The 15,311-nt window shown below is 70.3% G+C and carries 15 protein-coding genes; 3 read left to right on the top strand and 12 right to left on the bottom strand.

Features of this window, described 5'->3' with window-relative positions:
* Positions 1-478: 478 nt before the first annotated feature.
* Both FNH05_RS14710 and FNH05_RS14705 read right to left on the bottom strand, forming a co-directional pair.
* Positions 479-757 carry a hypothetical protein gene (locus FNH05_RS14710; protein WP_144588486.1) on the bottom strand — a complete coding sequence of 93 codons (279 nt, stop codon included), beginning with the start codon at positions 755-757 and terminating at the stop codon, positions 479-481.
* Between the two features lie 265 nt (positions 758-1,022).
* A complete protein-coding gene (locus tag FNH05_RS14705) occupies positions 1,023-1,448 on the bottom strand; it encodes a hypothetical protein (protein ID WP_144588484.1) in 426 nt (141 codons plus the stop codon).
* 342 nt (positions 1,449-1,790) lie between these two features.
* Here FNH05_RS14705 and FNH05_RS14700 point away from each other — a divergent pair, with 342 nt between their 5' ends.
* Positions 1,791-2,168: an STAS domain-containing protein gene (locus FNH05_RS14700; RefSeq protein ID WP_144588482.1), complete on the top strand. Its 378-nt coding sequence runs from the start codon at positions 1,791-1,793 to the stop codon at positions 2,166-2,168.
* A 24-nt stretch (positions 2,169-2,192) separates the two neighbouring features.
* Here FNH05_RS14700 and FNH05_RS14695 read toward each other — a convergent pair whose 3' ends face one another.
* The 3 genes from FNH05_RS14695 to FNH05_RS14685 all read right to left on the bottom strand — a co-directional run bounded on the left by FNH05_RS14695 (position 2,193) and on the right by FNH05_RS14685 (position 4,386).
* The gene (locus FNH05_RS14695; RefSeq protein WP_144588480.1) at positions 2,193-2,714 is read right to left on the bottom strand and encodes a DUF4190 domain-containing protein; all 522 of its coding nucleotides are present in this window, start codon (positions 2,712-2,714) and stop codon (positions 2,193-2,195) included.
* A gap of 127 nt (positions 2,715-2,841) precedes the next feature.
* Entirely contained in the window at positions 2,842-3,900 is a 1,059-nt protein-coding gene (locus FNH05_RS14690; protein WP_144588478.1) for an NAD(P)-dependent alcohol dehydrogenase, read from the bottom strand.
* Between the two features lie 75 nt (positions 3,901-3,975).
* A complete protein-coding gene (locus tag FNH05_RS14685) occupies positions 3,976-4,386 on the bottom strand; it encodes a pyridoxamine 5'-phosphate oxidase family protein (RefSeq protein WP_144588476.1) in 411 nt (136 codons plus the stop codon).
* 224 nt (positions 4,387-4,610) lie between these two features.
* Between FNH05_RS14685 and FNH05_RS14680 the strand changes: the two genes are divergently transcribed.
* The gene (locus tag FNH05_RS14680) at positions 4,611-6,374 is read left to right on the top strand and encodes a sensor histidine kinase (protein ID WP_144588474.1); all 1,764 of its coding nucleotides are present in this window, start codon (positions 4,611-4,613) and stop codon (positions 6,372-6,374) included.
* A gap of 209 nt (positions 6,375-6,583) precedes the next feature.
* Here FNH05_RS14680 and FNH05_RS14675 read toward each other — a convergent pair whose 3' ends face one another.
* Positions 6,584-7,483 carry a universal stress protein gene (locus tag FNH05_RS14675; RefSeq protein WP_246127738.1) on the bottom strand — a complete coding sequence of 300 codons (900 nt, stop codon included), beginning with the start codon at positions 7,481-7,483 and terminating at the stop codon, positions 6,584-6,586.
* A 133-nt stretch (positions 7,484-7,616) separates the two neighbouring features.
* On the opposite strand from FNH05_RS14675, the gene FNH05_RS14670 reads away from it, so the two are divergent.
* Positions 7,617-9,374, top strand: coding sequence for a sensor histidine kinase (locus FNH05_RS14670; protein WP_144588470.1), 1,758 nt, complete (start codon positions 7,617-7,619; stop codon positions 9,372-9,374).
* 31 nt (positions 9,375-9,405) lie between these two features.
* Here FNH05_RS14670 and FNH05_RS14665 read toward each other — a convergent pair whose 3' ends face one another.
* The 6 genes from FNH05_RS14665 to FNH05_RS14640 form a co-directional block, all read right to left on the bottom strand.
* Positions 9,406-9,828 carry a hypothetical protein gene (locus tag FNH05_RS14665; protein ID WP_144588468.1) on the bottom strand — a complete coding sequence of 141 codons (423 nt, stop codon included), beginning with the start codon at positions 9,826-9,828 and terminating at the stop codon, positions 9,406-9,408.
* Between the two features lie 75 nt (positions 9,829-9,903).
* Complete coding sequence (locus FNH05_RS14660; RefSeq protein WP_144588466.1) at positions 9,904-10,257, bottom strand: cupin domain-containing protein; 354 nt, start codon at positions 10,255-10,257, stop codon at positions 9,904-9,906.
* The gene (narI, locus tag FNH05_RS14655) at positions 10,254-10,982 is read right to left on the bottom strand and encodes a respiratory nitrate reductase subunit gamma (protein WP_144588464.1); all 729 of its coding nucleotides are present in this window, start codon (positions 10,980-10,982) and stop codon (positions 10,254-10,256) included. The genes FNH05_RS14660 and narI overlap by 4 nt, the downstream gene beginning before the upstream one ends.
* Positions 10,979-11,638, bottom strand: a complete 660-nt coding sequence (gene narJ / locus FNH05_RS14650; RefSeq protein ID WP_144588462.1) for a nitrate reductase molybdenum cofactor assembly chaperone — start codon at positions 11,636-11,638, stop codon at positions 10,979-10,981. Before narJ ends, narI begins: the two co-directional genes overlap by 4 nt.
* Positions 11,635-13,338, bottom strand: coding sequence for a nitrate reductase subunit beta (narH, locus tag FNH05_RS14645; RefSeq protein WP_144588460.1), 1,704 nt, complete (start codon positions 13,336-13,338; stop codon positions 11,635-11,637). The genes narJ and narH overlap by 4 nt, the downstream gene beginning before the upstream one ends.
* Positions 13,338-15,311, bottom strand: a 1,974-nt coding sequence (locus FNH05_RS14640) for a molybdopterin dinucleotide binding domain-containing protein (RefSeq protein WP_144588458.1), incomplete at its 5' end; no start/stop codon positions are given. The genes narH and FNH05_RS14640, both read right to left, overlap by 1 nt.

The following is a 15,311-nucleotide window of genomic DNA, read 5'->3' as shown; positions in this document are numbered from 1 at the left end:
TGTCGAGCCAGTAGGTCCCGCCCACACCCCAGTACAGGCTCAACGCCGCGTACAGAGCACCGACGGCAGCGGCCGCGTACCCGGCCACGCTTCCCAGCCTCATGACCGGTGAGACAGGACGGGGAGGAGAATGCGACCGGCGTCACAGGAAAGCGGCAACAGCCGGGGGCGCCGTCGGCCCGGGCCGACGCTCCGGCCTTCCTTCTCGTCGTCGATGAACGGCGTGTGCTGGCCCATAACAGAAAGCTACCGCATGGAGCCGATGGCTTCGTCCACTGAGGAGCGTGAGGGCGAGCACTGGAGCCACCTGCTCGATCATTCCTGTGGCGAAGCCCCAGGAGACAACCCCATTCGGAGAACCTGGCCGCCCGCCTGGCCCAACCCTTCCCTCACAGGGGAGCCTCTTCCTACCCGCCTTCCCGATTCGGCCGCACACGGCGCTCCACCGCTAGGCCATTCGGGTGTCGAGACTGCCCGCTCACAACTCGGGTGGCCGGGCGAACCGGATTTCGGCGGCCAGATGGTGCGCGCGTGTGATCGCACTGTCCGACAAGAGGGTTTCCGTCTTCGGCTCCAGTTCCTGGATGAGGCCGCACAAGGCGGCGCCGAGACGTTCGACCGCCGCCCCCACACCCCGACGACAGGGACCGTAGTCCAGCGGTGTGGCATCCGGTCGCAGTGCGGCAGCCACCGCGGCGGCGAGCTGTTCCGCCGCCCGGGCGGCCAATTCCGGCGTGTCAGCAGCCACCGCCGTCATCGAGACCTCCCACCTTCGGGTGTGCAATCTTCTCCTGAGCTGCCCGAAAAGCCGCTGGCGAAACACGGTTGCGAACACTGCTACCAGCGGTGGCCGGCACTTCCGAGGGTGACCGAGAGCGGGTGACCGGAATGTAACTCGGGCGCGGCTCAAGGACAGCCCGTCGAGCGGGCTGGGCAGGCGCTGGAGAGCGGTTACCGTCCTCGCCGAGGAGGCTTCAGGAAAACAATGTCCACAACGGATGGAGGGATGTCACCGGCCGCGATCAGGAGGCCGGGATCCGGGGCAGCGGCAGCTCGTCGTCCAGCAGGGCCCCGACCCGGATGCACGCCCACAGCGTCATGTACTCGCCGCTGTTGCCGATCCCCCAGTCCGTCGTGCAGGCCTCCAGCAGGTACCGGCTCGTCCGCGACCGGCTCGGAGCCGTCGGCAGCACCAGGTGTGGCACGGTCACCGCCATCCGTAGCGAAGGACGACGGTAGGAACGGATGAGACAGACCCCCGCAGGCAGGTTCCCGTACTCGCAGGCCAGCGTGCTCAGCTCGTCGGCGACCAGCACCGAGTCGATGACGTCCTCCTGTGTGCAGCCCGTCAGCAACTCCCTGACGGCCTCCCGAACCTTCCCCAGGTCGGCCAGACCGGTCAGGGTCAGCCGTACCAGCTGCTCGTTGTGCCGCTGTGTTGCATACATCGTGGCCGTTCACCTCCGCTGACCCGCGATGCGAGTGCCCTCCAGGTACCCGGGTGACAGAGAGGGAAACGCAGAGCGACCGATCATCCACGAACGGGCACCCGGCGACGCGGGCGGAAGTACCACAACCAGGCAGCGGAGCCGGCCCCCTTCACCCGATTGCGCGAAACCGGATCGCGGCTACGCTGCAAGGCACGGTTGAGTCCACAGCCGGAACTACGCCAAATGGAGAGCCGCCGAAGCCGGCGGATCCGCCGGTGGACTGAACCTGGCTCGACGGCCATCCCGATCCGGCCCACCGGCGCGCCGCGAGGCACCGAGACGGGGAAGGGTCACCACGTCATGTCTCAACCACTCGTACCCACCGGTCAGGCCCAGCCAGGCTCGCTGGGCTTGGCCATCGACCGCCCGGAGCCCGAGGTCATCGTCCTCACGGTCTCCGGGGAACTCGACATGCTCACCGCACCGAGGCTTGCCGCGAGCCTCGAGGAACTGCTGGCCGCTGCCCCGCGAACGCTGGTCGTCGATCTGGGCGGAGTCACGTTCCTCGGTTCGGCCGGCCTCGCCGTCCTGGTCACCGCACACGAACTCGCGCCGGGCCGCGAGGTGCTGCGGATCGCGGCCGGGAACCGGCAGATCCGGCGGGCCTTCACCATGACCGGGCTGGACAATCTGCTCGCGCTCTACGAAAGCCGTGAAGCGGCGCTGTCGGAGGCCTGATCCCCCGGCCCGGAGTCACGGCCGTCAGGAGAACATCGGATACATGCTGTCTTCGGCGAGCCCGAAGGACAACAACAGCACCGCGATCACAAAGGCGAGCAGACCGCACATCAGACCGGTCAGCGCCTGGCCCGGATTGGTTGCCATCCCCTTGCGGACGCGGCGGAAGCCCAGCAGCCCGAACACGGTACCGAGCAGCCCGAACACCAGGTTGACGATCGGCAGCCAGAACAGCGCCAGCCCGATCACCCCGGTGATGAGCGCGGTCAACCCGAACCCGTTCTGGGCTTCGAAGGGCGGGGCGGCCCAGCGTTCCGGCGCCGGTTCGGGACGCTTCGGCCTGTCGGGTGCCTGTCGTTCGGCTGCCTGCTGTTCGGGCATCTGCTGGTCGGGCAAGGCTCGCCGGGGTTGCGTCAGCGGCTCTGTCGGCTCGCCGCGGGGGGCTGCCTGCCGGGGAACGGGTGTGTGCTCGCCCTGACGCGGTACGGCGGTCTGCCCGCTCTGCTGGGCGGAACGTTCCGGTTCGGCCTGAGGTCGGTGGGACATGGCGTGCTCCTTCGTCGTAGCGGACCTACCCCCGTTATCGCCGATGAACCACCCGTTCCGGAGCGGGACAAAGTCACGAGAGGCGGCGACCACCGGCACCAAAGCCCTGGACGAACGACCCGGCGGGTCAGCCCGCGCCCGGCACGACCACGGCGCGGCCGGTCAGTTCCCCGGATTCAAGGCGCCGGTAGGCCGTCATGGCCTGTTCGAGCGGGAACGTGGTCAACGCGGTACGCACGAGCCCGCGCGAAGCCAGGTCCAGGACCTCGAGCAACTCGGGGCGGGTGCCCCACAGCGTCGTCTGCACCGACAGTTCATAAGGCTGTCCGAAGAACGACATCGGCAGCGTGCCACCACCGAGGCCGATGATGGTGAGATCGCCCAGGATGCGGGCCGCGGCCACCCCGAGCGCCAGCGTCTCGTCGTTGCCCACGCAGTCGAGGATCACGTCGGCGCCGCGCCCTCCGGTGAATTCGCGGATCTCCTCCGCGGCTCCCTCCCCGGCCTGCACGGTGTGATCGGCCCCGCCGCGCTCGGCGAGCCCGAGCGCGGCGGCCCGGCTGTCCACCGCGACCACGCGGGCCGCCGTGGTGGCCTTGAGGATCTGCACGGCCAGATGGCCGAGCCCGCCGATGCCGATCACGACGGCCGTGGCGTCCGGCGTCAGTTTGGGCCACGAGCGGCGCACCGCGTGATAAGGGGTGAGGGCGGCATCGGTGAGCGGGGCGGCGGTCACCGGTTCGAGCCCGTCCGGCAACGGCACCAGATGCCGGACCGCGGGGACGAGCAGGTACTCGGCCATACCCCCGTCGAGACCGAGACCTCCGCCGCCCATCCCGCCCGCCGGGGCGGCGGCCAGGTTTTCGCAGTACGCATCGGCACCGGCGAGACAGCGTGCGCAGGTTCCGCAGCCCCACGGCCCGAAGACCGCGACCGGCTGCCCGATCTCCGGACCCCGGACACCCCCGCCCAGCGCGTGCACCCAGCCCGCGTTCTCGTGACCGAGTGTGAACGGGGGGTTCCACGGCATCGTGCCCGTGTCGAACTCGCGCATCAGGTGCAGATCCGAATGGCAGGCCCCGGCACCTCCGATCCGGACCACCACCTGTCCCGGGCCCGGCTTGGGTTCGGCCACCTCCGTCAGTTCCGGATCGCTCTTCCATGCGTTCAGCCGCAACGCTTTCACGGCGCCTCCCGGTTCTTCTCCCATCGATGGTGCGGCAGTGACCGGCGCCGTGCCGGGGCTCTTCGCTCACACGGGTCAGCCGACGGCACATACGGCCGAGGAGAGGCGCCGTCCGGTCACGATCTTGATCGGGATCCGCAGGACCACGCTCTCCTCCCCCTGCACCCAGGGCCGCTGGTGGGGATCGGTGTAGAGGGCGAGCCGCTCCGGGTCGCGCACCAGTTCCGCCTTCCCGACCGCCACCACGCTCCAGCCGGCTTCGCTCCCGGTGTCGAGGCTGTCGATCTCCAGCGCGACAACTTGCTCGTCGAGAGCGGCCAGGACGCCGTCGCGTGCCGCCCGGACCACGATGTCGTTGTGGTGGACGAAGAAGTTCACCGGGCGGGCGGTCGGCATCGCGCCTTCGGTGAAGATCAGCCGCCCGAGGGGGCACTGTGCCAGCAGCCTGCGGCATTCCGGCACCGGCAGCGGCTGTGGGTCCTTCATCGTTCCTCCAAGAACACGTGCGGTTTCCCCTGGTTCCAGGCTCCTCGCCGGACCTCTTTTCCCGGCAGGGCCACACGTAGTCGGCGCGAGGGACCGTCGTTGGTACCGGTGAGGGCCTAATCCTCCGGGCACGATCCGCGGGTCACCGGACGATTACGCAGCGGCACAGCCATCTCCGCCACATCACCTGCCCCAGCACTGTGCCGATCACCCGACCCGTTGGTATGTTTCTCGGCGGAAAGGGGAGCGCGGTGTCCGTCGAAAAAGTCGTGGAGAAGGCCGAGAAGACCCCACCTTCGGTCCGCAGCACCCTGTCGCAACTGCGCCTGCGGGAACTGCTCCGGGAGGTCCAGGACAGCCTCGAGCAGATGGCCGACGTCCGCGATCACCTCGACGGCCTGCTGGAAGCCATGCTCGCGGTCTCCTCGGGCCTTGAGCTCGACACGACGCTGCGGCGCATCGTCCAGGCCGCCATCGAACTGGTCGACTGCCGCTACGGCGCGCTGGGCGTGCTGGACGCCGACGGTGCCGGGCTCGCGCAGTTCGTCTACGAGGGCATCGACGAACAGGCCCGCGACGAGATCGGGGCCCTGCCGACGGGCCACGGCCTGCTCGGGCTGCTCATCGAGCAGCCGAAACCGCTGCGGCTGGACGAGCTTTCGCACCACCCGGCATCCTCGGGCTTCCCGGCGAACCACCCGCCGATGCACAGCTTCCTCGGCGTGCCCGTCCGTGTCCGGGACGAGGTGTTCGGCAATCTCTACCTCACGGAGAAGACCGGCGGGCCGTTCACCGACGACGACGAGGTCATCGTGCAGGCGCTGGCCGCGGCCGCCGGTATCGCGGTCGAGAACGCCCGTCTGTTCGAGGAAGCCCGGCAGCAGCAGCGCTGGCAGGAGGCCACCAGCGAGGTGCGGGCCGAACTGCTGGCCACCGCCGACCCCGGCGACGTGCTCAGCCTCATCGCACACCGCGTGCTCACACTCACCGGTTCCGACTACGCCTTCCTCGCCCACCCCGAGGATCCGGAGCTGCCCGCCGGAGAGGTGTCCACACTCGTCGTCAGTGCGTGCACCGGACTGCGGGGTGGCACGCTCGACGGCCGTGCGATCCCCATCGACGGCTCCACCTGCGGGGCCGCGTATCGCGAAGCCACCCCGAAGATCGCCGACCGGCTGGTGTACGACGTGTCCGCCGGGCTGGACGAGGAGTTCGGACCCGCGATGGCCCTTCCACTTCGGGCGTCGGCGGACTCGGTGTCGGGCGTGCTGGTCGCTGTGCGGCGACCCGGCCGGGAGCCGTTCCGGCGCAGCGCGCTGTCGCTCGCGGCGTCGTTCGCCGACCAGGCCGCGATCGCCCTCAAGCGCGCGGAGGACCAGCGCCGGCTCTACGAGTTCGAAGTGCTGGAGGACCGCGACCGCATCGCCCGCGACCTGCACGACCAGGTCGTGCAGCGGTTGTTCGCCCACGGGCTGCGGCTGCAGAGTGCCAAGGCCCGCACCCGCGTGCCCGAGGTGCAGCGGCGGCTGGGTGAGCTGATCGAGGACGTGCAGAGCATCGTGTCGGAGATCCGGACCGCGGTCTTCGATCTGCACGGCGGGCTGCAGGGCAGCACGGGGCTGCGCAAACGGCTCGGCGAGATCATCGCCGAGATCACCGGCGAAACCGCGCTGCAGACCACGGTCCGCATGGCGGGCCCGATCGGCGTGCTGTCGCCGGGGCTGGGCGAGCACGCCGAAGCCGTGATCCGGGAGGCACTGTCCAATGTGGTCAGGCACGCCCGCGCGAGCACGGTGACGGTGAACGTCTACGTCGGGGACATGGTCACGATCGACGTCACCGACGACGGCGTGGGCATCCCGGAGACGGTGGCGCGCAGCGGCCTGCACAACCTGAGCCGCCGGGCCGCCGACGCGGGCGGTGTCTGCACCGTGGACAACGCAGACGGTGGCGGCACCCGCATCTCCTGGACCGCGCCACTGAACTGAAGCGGCTATACCGGTTTACGGTCGGCGTGTGCCATGAGGGGACCCCTCACGGGAAAGAACGCAAGATCCCGGCAGAAGCCCGATGCCCTGCTCACCCGGACCGAAGGTGGGACACAAGCGCCGGAGCGTGGGACACGCGCGGCTGAGCCGGCACGACTGTGCCGGGGCTCTGTGCCGGGCCCGGGATCGCGCCGCGGTCAAGGGGGTCCTCACGGCGCGGGTGCGGCGGCGCGGACCACGAGCACCGGGCACTGTGCGTGGTGGATGAGTGCCTGGCTGGTCGAGCCGAGCAGCAGGCCGGTCACGCCGCCGCGTCCCCGGCTGCCGACCACGAGAAGTTGCGCCGCCTCACTGCGTGCGAGGAGTTCGGCGCGGGGCTGGTCGCGCACCGCCACCGGTTCCAGCTGGACCTCCGGGTACTCCTCCCGCCACCCGGCCAGGTTCTCCGCGAGCAGGCGCTCCTGCTGCTGCGAGAGCGTGCCCCAGCCGCGGTCCGGTTCGGGCAGCAGCAGTCCGGCATCGGCGTCGCTGAAGGCGTGCACCGCGATCAGCGGCACTCGCCGCCACGACGCCTCCTCGAAAGCCACGGCCACCGCCCGGTCACTCACGTGGCTGCCGTCCACTCCCACCACCACGGGAGCGTTCGCGGGTATGGGCAGGCCGTCGGTCCGCGGCCGCACGATCGCGACGGGACAGAGGGCGCGGGCGGCGACCGCGACGGCGGTGGCCCCGGCGAGCCGTCCGGCGAAACCGGTCCTGCCGGTGGCGCCCAGCACCAGCATGCGCGCCCTTTCCGACGCGTCGACCAGCGGTGGAACGGGCGGTTCGAACGGCATCGAGCTGGTCACCGCGACTCCGGGGCTGACCTCGCGCGCGGCCCTTTTCGCTTCCGCCAGCAGGGTTTTGCCCGCCTGGTCGAGATCGTCGAAGTAGCTCTGCGGGACGGGCAGCCCGCCACCGTACCCGCCACCGACCCAGCCTGCCGCGAACAGCAGGTGCAGCGGGAGGTTGCGGGCGCCCGCCTCCGCCGCGGCCCAGCGCACCGCCAGTGCGGCGCCGCCGGACCCGTCCACTCCCACCACGATGGCCCCTTCGGCACCGCGTACCACCGTGCCTCCTCCGTTCCCGGAAAAGGGCGGGGTACCCCGGTCCGGCCGCGACATGCCTGCCGCGGCCCGGGTTCCACCCAGTGACCGGGCTGTTTGACTGGCCGAAGGCCGCTCTCGGTGCGACGCTGGAAACATGCCCGAGTTCGAACGCACACGGGCCGATGCCACGCCGTCGTTGAAAGTTACCCTGTCGCAGCTGCGGCTCCGCGAACTTCTCAGTGAGGTCCGGGACCGGATCGAGCAGCTGAGCAACACCCGCGACCAGTTGGACGGGTTGCTGGAGGCGATGCTGGCCGTGGCGTCGAGCCTGGAGCTCGACTCCACCCTGCGCCGGATCGTGCACGCCGCCATCGAGCTGGTGGACTGCCGTTACGGGGCCTTGGGAGTGCTCAACGCCGATGGCGAGGGCCTGGCCGAGTTCGTCTACGAGGGCATCGACGAGCAGACCCGCCGCAAGATCGGGCCGCTGCCGCAGGGGCACGGTCTGCTGGGACTGCTGATCCAGCAGCCGAAACCGCTCCGGTTGGAAGACCTGTCCCAGCACGTGTCCTCGTCGGGCTTCCCGCCGCACCACCCGCCGATGCACACCTTCCTCGGCGTGCCGATCCTGGTGCGGGGCAAGGTTTTCGGCAATCTCTACCTCACCGAGAAGGCTTCCGGCCAGCCGTTCACCGAGGACGACGAAGTGGTCGTGCAGGCGCTGGCCGCCGCGGCCGGGATCGCGGTGGAGAACGCCCGCCTGTACGAGGACACGCGGTTGCGGCAGCGCTGGCAGGAGGCGACCAGCGACATCCGGGCCGAACTGCTGGCCGCCACCGACCCGGCCGAGGTGCTGCACCTGGTCGCCAACCGGGCGCTCGCCCTCACCGGCGCGGACTGCGCGTTCCTCGCCCAGCCCGAGGATCCCGACCTCACCGCCGCGGAGGTGCGGGCCCTCACCGTCACCGCGAGCGCCGGCCTGGACCCCAGGCTGGACGCGGGCGAACTCACCGGCCGGAGCATCGCCGTGGAGGGCACGGTCTGCGGCGAGGCGTTCCGTGACGCCACTCCGCGCCGCCTGGCCATGGCCGGGGACGATCTGGGCACCGGCCTTGGCGAGCCGTTCGGCCCCGCGCTGGTGCTGCCGCTGCGCGCGTCGGTGGATTCGGTGTCCGGGGTGCTGGTCGCCGTGCGCAAGGCCGGCGCCGAGCGGTTCGACGCCGGTCAGCTCCCCCTGGCCGCCTCGTTCGCCGACCACGCCGCGCTGGCCCTGCGCCTGGCCCAGGACCAGCGGCGCCTGCACGAACTGGACGTGCTGGCCGATCGCGACCGCATCGCGCGCGATCTGCACGACCACGTCATCCAGCGGCTGTTCGCCCTGGGCCTGTCACTGCAGAGCACCGCCATGCGCAGCCGCTCGCCGGAGACGCAGCGCCGGATCGGCAACACGGTCGAGGACGTGCAGCAGATCATCAGCGACATCCGCAGTGCGATCTTCGACCTGCACGGCGGCCTGGAAGGCACCACGAAGCTGCGCAAGCGCCTGCACGACATCATCGCCGAACTCACCACGGACACCGACGTGCACACCACGGTGCGGATGTCCGGGGCACTCGGTGTCGTCTCGCCCGCGCTCGCCGAACACGCCGAGGCGGTGGTACGGGAGGCCGTCAGCAACGTGGTCCGGCACGCGCACGCCAGCGCGGTCACCATCACCATCTCCGTCGAAGACGATTTCGCCATCGACATCACCGACAACGGCGTCGGCATCCCGGACACGGTCGCCACCAGCGGGCTGCACAACCTGCGGGAGCGGGCCGAGCAGGCGGGCGGCGTGTTCACCGTGCAGCGGCTGGAAAACGGTGGGCACGGGGGCGGCACCCGCCTCTTCTGGTGCGCCCCCGTGAGCTGAGGCAGACCACTTCGACACAGGGCTCAGTGGCTCAGTGCACCGGCAGCGGCTGCCCGCCGGGCAGCGCGGTCATCGGCACCTCCTGCGCGCGGTTCCACTCCAGCGCCAGCCGCAGCTGCTCGTCGCCGAGGAACGCCCGCCGCGCTACCTGCCGCAGATCCATTCCGGCCGCCCCGGGCTCGCTGCTCGCCTTGGCGAGCCGGCCCAGCCACAGCTGCTCGTCACGCCAGGCAGCCCGCCCGGCCGCGATCAGGCCGGGGACCTCCGCCGCCGAACACACGGTGACCATCCGCTGCCCGTCCCGGCTGGAATCGACCGGATCCACCACGGACGAGTCCGGGACGAGGACGGTCATCTCCCGTTCCGGCGGGACGTCCGCCCCGCACACCTCGCACCGCCGGACGCGGGGAGTCCCCGGTGCCTGCTCCCTGCCGATCGAGGCCTCGGCCCGCATGTGCCACCTCCTCCGGCACGGCATGGCCGCCGCGCCCTCCGTCTTCCGGTTACCCCGTGCGCGGGCCGATCATCCTCAACGCAGGGCGACCGTGAGGAGGAAGACCGCGTCGGCGAGCGCGACCACGCCGTGCCGCTCGGGCGGCACCGGGAACAGCTCACCCTCCTCGATGTCCCACTCGTGGTCCGCGGTGCGCAGCCGCACGCGGCCGGAGAGCACGTGCAGGGTGGCCGCGGCCGGGGCGTCGTGCTCGGCGAGCTCGGCGCCTTCCAACGCCACGATCAGGGCGGCCCGTTGCGAGGTGGAGGCGGCCACCGTGCGCGCGGTGCGCCGCGCCGGATGTTTGCGGGCCTCCTCCAGCAGTTCGGCGGCCAGCGCGGTCAGGTTCACCACGGCGTGGTGCGGGACGTGTCCCTGGATCCTGGTCATGGCAGGCGCTCCCATCCTCGGCGGGGGATCCGGTTGCCCAGTTGGTGGTCCCGGCTCCGGTAGACGATGTACGGGCGGGTCAGGTAACCGAGCGGCATCGAGAATACGTGAACCAGGCGGCTGAACGGCCAGAACGCGAACAGCACCCAGGCGGCCAGCACATGGGCCCGGAAACCCCACGGCGCCCGCCTGATCAGGGCCGTGTCGGGTTGGAGGGCGAAGATCGAACGGAACCAGGGCGCGACCGTTTCGCGGTAGTCGTGCGGGTGACCGGTCAGGTTGCCCAGCACGGTGGTGCCCAGCCCGAGCACGATGGTGCCGATCAGCAGCACGTACATGAGCTTGTCGTTGCGGGTGGTGGCGGAGAAGACCGGGCCGACCGTGCGGCGGCGGTAGATGAGGATCGCCGCCCCGCCCAGCGTGCACACCCCGGCGACGGTGCCCAGCACGGCCGCCCCGGCGTGGTAGGCGGTCTCGCCGATGCCCGCCGCCTCGGTCCACGCCTTGGGGATGAGCAGCCCGACGATGTGGCCGACCGCGACGACGAGGATGCCGAAGTGGAACAGCGGGCTGCCCAGCCGCAGCAGCCGGTTCTCGTAGAGCTGGGACGAGCGGGTGGTCCAGCCGAACTTGTCGTAGTGATAGCGCCAGTAGTGCCCGAGCACGAAGATCGCGATGGACACGTACGGCACCGCGATCCACAGCAGCGCGTCGGCCACGCTCATCGGTTCACCCCCCGGAACAGGTGGTCGGCGGCATGGAACGGATCGAGCCCGACCTCCTCTTCGGGCGGGCCCTGCCGGATCAGCCGGGCGATCGCCTCGTGGTCGGAGCCGCGGAGCGCGGGCAGGGTCGCCGACACCGAGTCCAGCACGTGCGCCCACGGGGACCGGATCTCGTGCAGGCCGCGGCGCAGCAGTTCCAGGCCGGCGCGGTGCTCGCACAGCAGCCGCCTGCCCGCCACAGGATCGACGGTCGCGGCGAACTCCAGCACGACCGCGAGGTGGTCGGGCAGTTCCCCCTCGCCCAGTTCGAGCCCGGCGCGACGGTAGGCGCTCAGGAACCGCAGCAGGGCCATGCCGCGTTTCCTGGTGTCCCCGCAGGTGTAGTAGGTGAGGTAGAGGCTGCCGAGCTTGCGGTGGTCGAAGGTGGCCACGTACTGGGATTGCAGTTCCATCGCGGGAGTGCCCTCGAGATGGTCCAGAAAGCGCTCCAGCGGTTCGCCGACCGGTTCGGCGAACCCGGCGGCGGCCTCGCGCAGCAGCGGCACGTGCTCGAACAGTTCCGGGTACGGATAGTCCACCAGCAGGGACTGCGCCTGCCAGGCCACCGCGGGTTCCGGCTCGGTGCCGTTCCTGCCGCCGTTCCTGCCGCCGCTCATGACCGCGGCTCCGGGTGTCCGCGCCGGGACGGGCCGGTGCCCTCCTCGTCCTCGCGGCGGGCCGGGAACAGGCCCTCCGGCAGGCCCTTGCCGTCCCAGTTGAGCAGGTTGACCCGGTGCTGTTTGTCCCCCGGTGCGGCCACCGTGTCGGTCCTCTGCCGCGTGTGCAGCATGCGGAAGTTCTCCACCGCGATCGGCGGTGCTCCCCCGGAACTCTCCCCGAACGGCCCGGAGCCGAGCATGCCGGGGCCGCCGTCGTAGTCGAGGCTGCATTCGGTGGCCAGCTCCTCCAGCCCGTGCGCCTGCTCGGCGTGGGCGGTGGGGATGACGTAACGCTCGTCGTACTTGGCCAGGGCCAGCAGGCGGTACATTTCGTAGATCTCCTCGCCCGTCATGCCGACCTTGGCCGGGATCTCCTCCCGCGGTTCGCGGCCGAGGTTGATGTCGCGCAGGTACGAGCGCATCGCCGCCAGCCGCCGCAGCACCGCCTCCACCGGCGCCGGGTCGCCCGCAGTGAACAGCTTCGCCAGGTACTCGACGGGGATGCGCAGTGCCTCGATCGCGGCGAAAAGGTTCCCGTGTTCCTCGGCGTCGTGCCCGGTGTCCCGGACCACGTCCACCACCGGGGACAGCGGCGGGATGTACCAGACCATCGGCAGGGTGCGGTATTCCGGGTGCAGCGGCAGGGCGAGCCGGTAGTCCTCGATCAGCCGGTACACCGGGGACCGTTGTGCCGCCTCGATCCAGTCGTCCGGAATGCCCGCGAGCTCCGCCTCACGGACCACCGCGGGATCGTGCGGGTCGAGGAAGACCCGCCGCTGCGCCTCGCCGAGTCCCTGTTCATCCTTTGTGGACGCCGCTTCGAGCACCCGGTCGGCGTCGTAGAGCACCAGCCCGATGTAGCGCAGCCTGCCGACGCAGGTCTCGGCACAGACCGTGGGGATGCCGACCTCCACCCGGGGGAAGCAGAACGTGCACTTCTCGGCCTTGCCGGTGCGGTGGTTGAAGTAGACCTTCTTGTACGGGCACCCCGACACGCAGAACCGCCAGCCGCGGCAGCGGTCCTGGTCCACCAGCACGATGCCGTCCTCGCTGCGCTTGTAGATCGCCCCCGAAGGGCAGGAGGCCACGCACGACGGGTTGAGGCAGTGCTCGCAGATCCGCGGCAGGTAGAACATGAAGGTCCGCTCGAACTCGAACCGGACCTTGTCCTCGATCCCGGCGAGCAGCGGATCCTTGCGCGCCTGCTCGGGCGCGCCGCCGAGGTCGTCGTCCCAGTTCGCCGACCACGAGATCTTCATGTGCTTGCCGCTGATCAGGGACCGGGGCCGGGCGACCGGGGTGTGCTCGGACAGCGGCGCGCTGGTGAGGTTGTCGTAGTCGTAGGTCCAGGGCTCGTAGTAGTCGTCGATACTGGGCAGCTTGGGGTTGGAGAAGATGGTCAGCAGCTTGCGCAGCCTGCCGCCCGCCTTGAGGGTCAGCCGGCCGCGGCGGTTGAGCCTCCAGCCGCCGCGCCACCGTTGCTGGTCCTCGTAGGTGCGCGGATACCCTTGCCCGGGACGGGTTTCCACGTTGTTGAACCAGACGTATTCCACCCCGCCCCGGTTGGTCCACGCCTGTTTGCAGGTGACCGAGCAGGTGTGGCAGCCGATGCACTTGTCGAGGTTCATCACCATCGCCATCTGGGCCATGACCCTCATCAGTAGGTCACCTCCTGGCCGCGCCGGCGGATCACCGTCACCTCGTCGCGCTGGTTGCCGGTGGGGCCCAGGTAGTTGAACGCGAAGGACAACTGTGCGTAGCCGCCGATGAGATGACTCGGTTTGATCAGCAGCCGGGTCAGCGAGTTGTGGATCCCGCCCCGCCTGCCGCTGGTTTCGCTGCGCGGGACGTCGATGAGCCGGTCCTGGGCGTGGTGCATGTAGACGGTGCCCTCGGGCATCCGGTGCGAAACCACCGCGCGCGCCACCACCACCCCGTTGCGGTTGACCGCCTCGATCCAGTCGTTGTCCCGCACGCCGATCTTCCCGGCGTCCTGCGGCGACAGCCAGATCGTGGGGCCGCCACGGGAGAGGCTGAGCATGAACAGGTTGTCCTGGTACTCGGAATGGATCGACCATTTCGAATGCGGGGTGAGGTACCGGACACTCACCCCGAGTTCGCCCCGTTCGCCCACCTTCGGCTCGCCGAAGAGGACATCCATGTGCAGCGGGGGCCGGAACACCGGCAGTCCCTCGCCCAGTTCGGCCATCCAGTCGTGGTCGAGGAAGAAGTGCTGCCGTCCGGTGAGGGTGTGCCACGGCTTGAGGCGTTCGACGTTGACGGTGAACGGCGAATACCGCCGTCCGCCGGTCTCCGTGCCGGACCACTCCGGGGAGGTGATCACCGGCACCGGCGCCGACTGCGTCTGCGCGAAGGTGATCTGCTCGCCCTCGTGCTCCGCGGCGAGGTCCGCCAGCGCCATCCCGGTGCGCCGTTCCAGCGAGCGGAATCCCTGAGTCGACAAATGCCCATTCGTGGTGCCCGACAGCGCGAGGATCATCTCGCACGCCTGCACGTCGCGAGCCAGCGACGGCCGCCCCGCGGCCGGGCCCCCGCGCACCGTGCCGTTCTTGCGCTGCAGGTACTCCACGGCGCCGCTCAGGTCGTAGGTGACGCCCTTGGTGGTGGCCCCCATTGTCTCGGCGAGCGGGCCCAGCGCGATCATCCTCGCCGCCACCGCCGGGTAGTCGCGTTCCACGATGGTGAGCTTCGGCATGGTGCGGCCGGGAACGGGTTCGCACTCCCCCGCCCGCCAGTCGGCCACCCGCCCGTGCGGCGTGGCCAGTTCGGCGGGGGTGTCGTGCAGCAGCGGGGCCGCGACCACGTCCCGGCGCACCCCGAGATGCGTGGCGGCCAGCCTGCTGAACACCGACGCAATCGCGTTGAAGGCCTGCCAGTCGGTCCTGGTCTGCCACGGCGGGTCGATGGCGGGGTTGAAGGAGTGGACGAACGGGTGCATGTCGGTGCTGCTCAGATCGTGCTTTTCGTACCAGGTCGCGGCCGGGAGCACGATGTCGGAGAAGACGGTGGTGCTGGTCATCCGGAAGTCCAGCGTCAGCAGCAGATCGAGCTTCCCGGTCGGGGCCTTCTCGCGCCAGGTCACTTCGCTCGGCCGCCTGCCCGGCGGTGCCTGTTCCGCGCGCAGCGAGGAATCGGTGCCCAGCAGGTGCTCGAGGAAGTACTCGTCCCCCTTGGCCGAAGAGCCGAGCAGGTTCGCGCGCCACACCGTCAGCACCCGGGGGAAGTTTTCCGGCGCGTCGGGATCCTCGCCCGCGAAGCGCAGTCTGCCCGCCTTCAGTTGATCGGCGACGTACTCGCCGATCGGCCGGTGGCCCGCCTCGTCGGCCAGATCCAGCGGATTGCGGTCGAAGGTCGGGTACGAGGGCATCCAGCCAAGGCGCGCCGACAGGGCGAGCACGTCGGCGATGGTCCGCCCGGTCAGTTGCCCGGGCTCGCCCGCCGCCAGCGCGTCGGCACCGAACTGGTCGTAGCGGAACTGGTCGGCGTGCAGGTACCAGTAGGCGGTCTGGATCATCTGCCGGGCGGGCCGCACCCAGTCCGACGCGGTGGCCAGCATCGTGTACCCGGTGAGCGGGCGGACCTTCTCCTGCCCGACGTAGTGGGCCCAGCC

Source organism: Amycolatopsis rhizosphaerae, assembly GCF_007713715.1.
GTDB lineage: Bacteria > Actinomycetota > Actinomycetes > Mycobacteriales > Pseudonocardiaceae > Amycolatopsis_E > Amycolatopsis_E rhizosphaerae.
The sequence above is the reverse complement of the archived record's forward strand: the minus strand, read 5'-3'. Positions and strand labels throughout refer to the sequence as shown.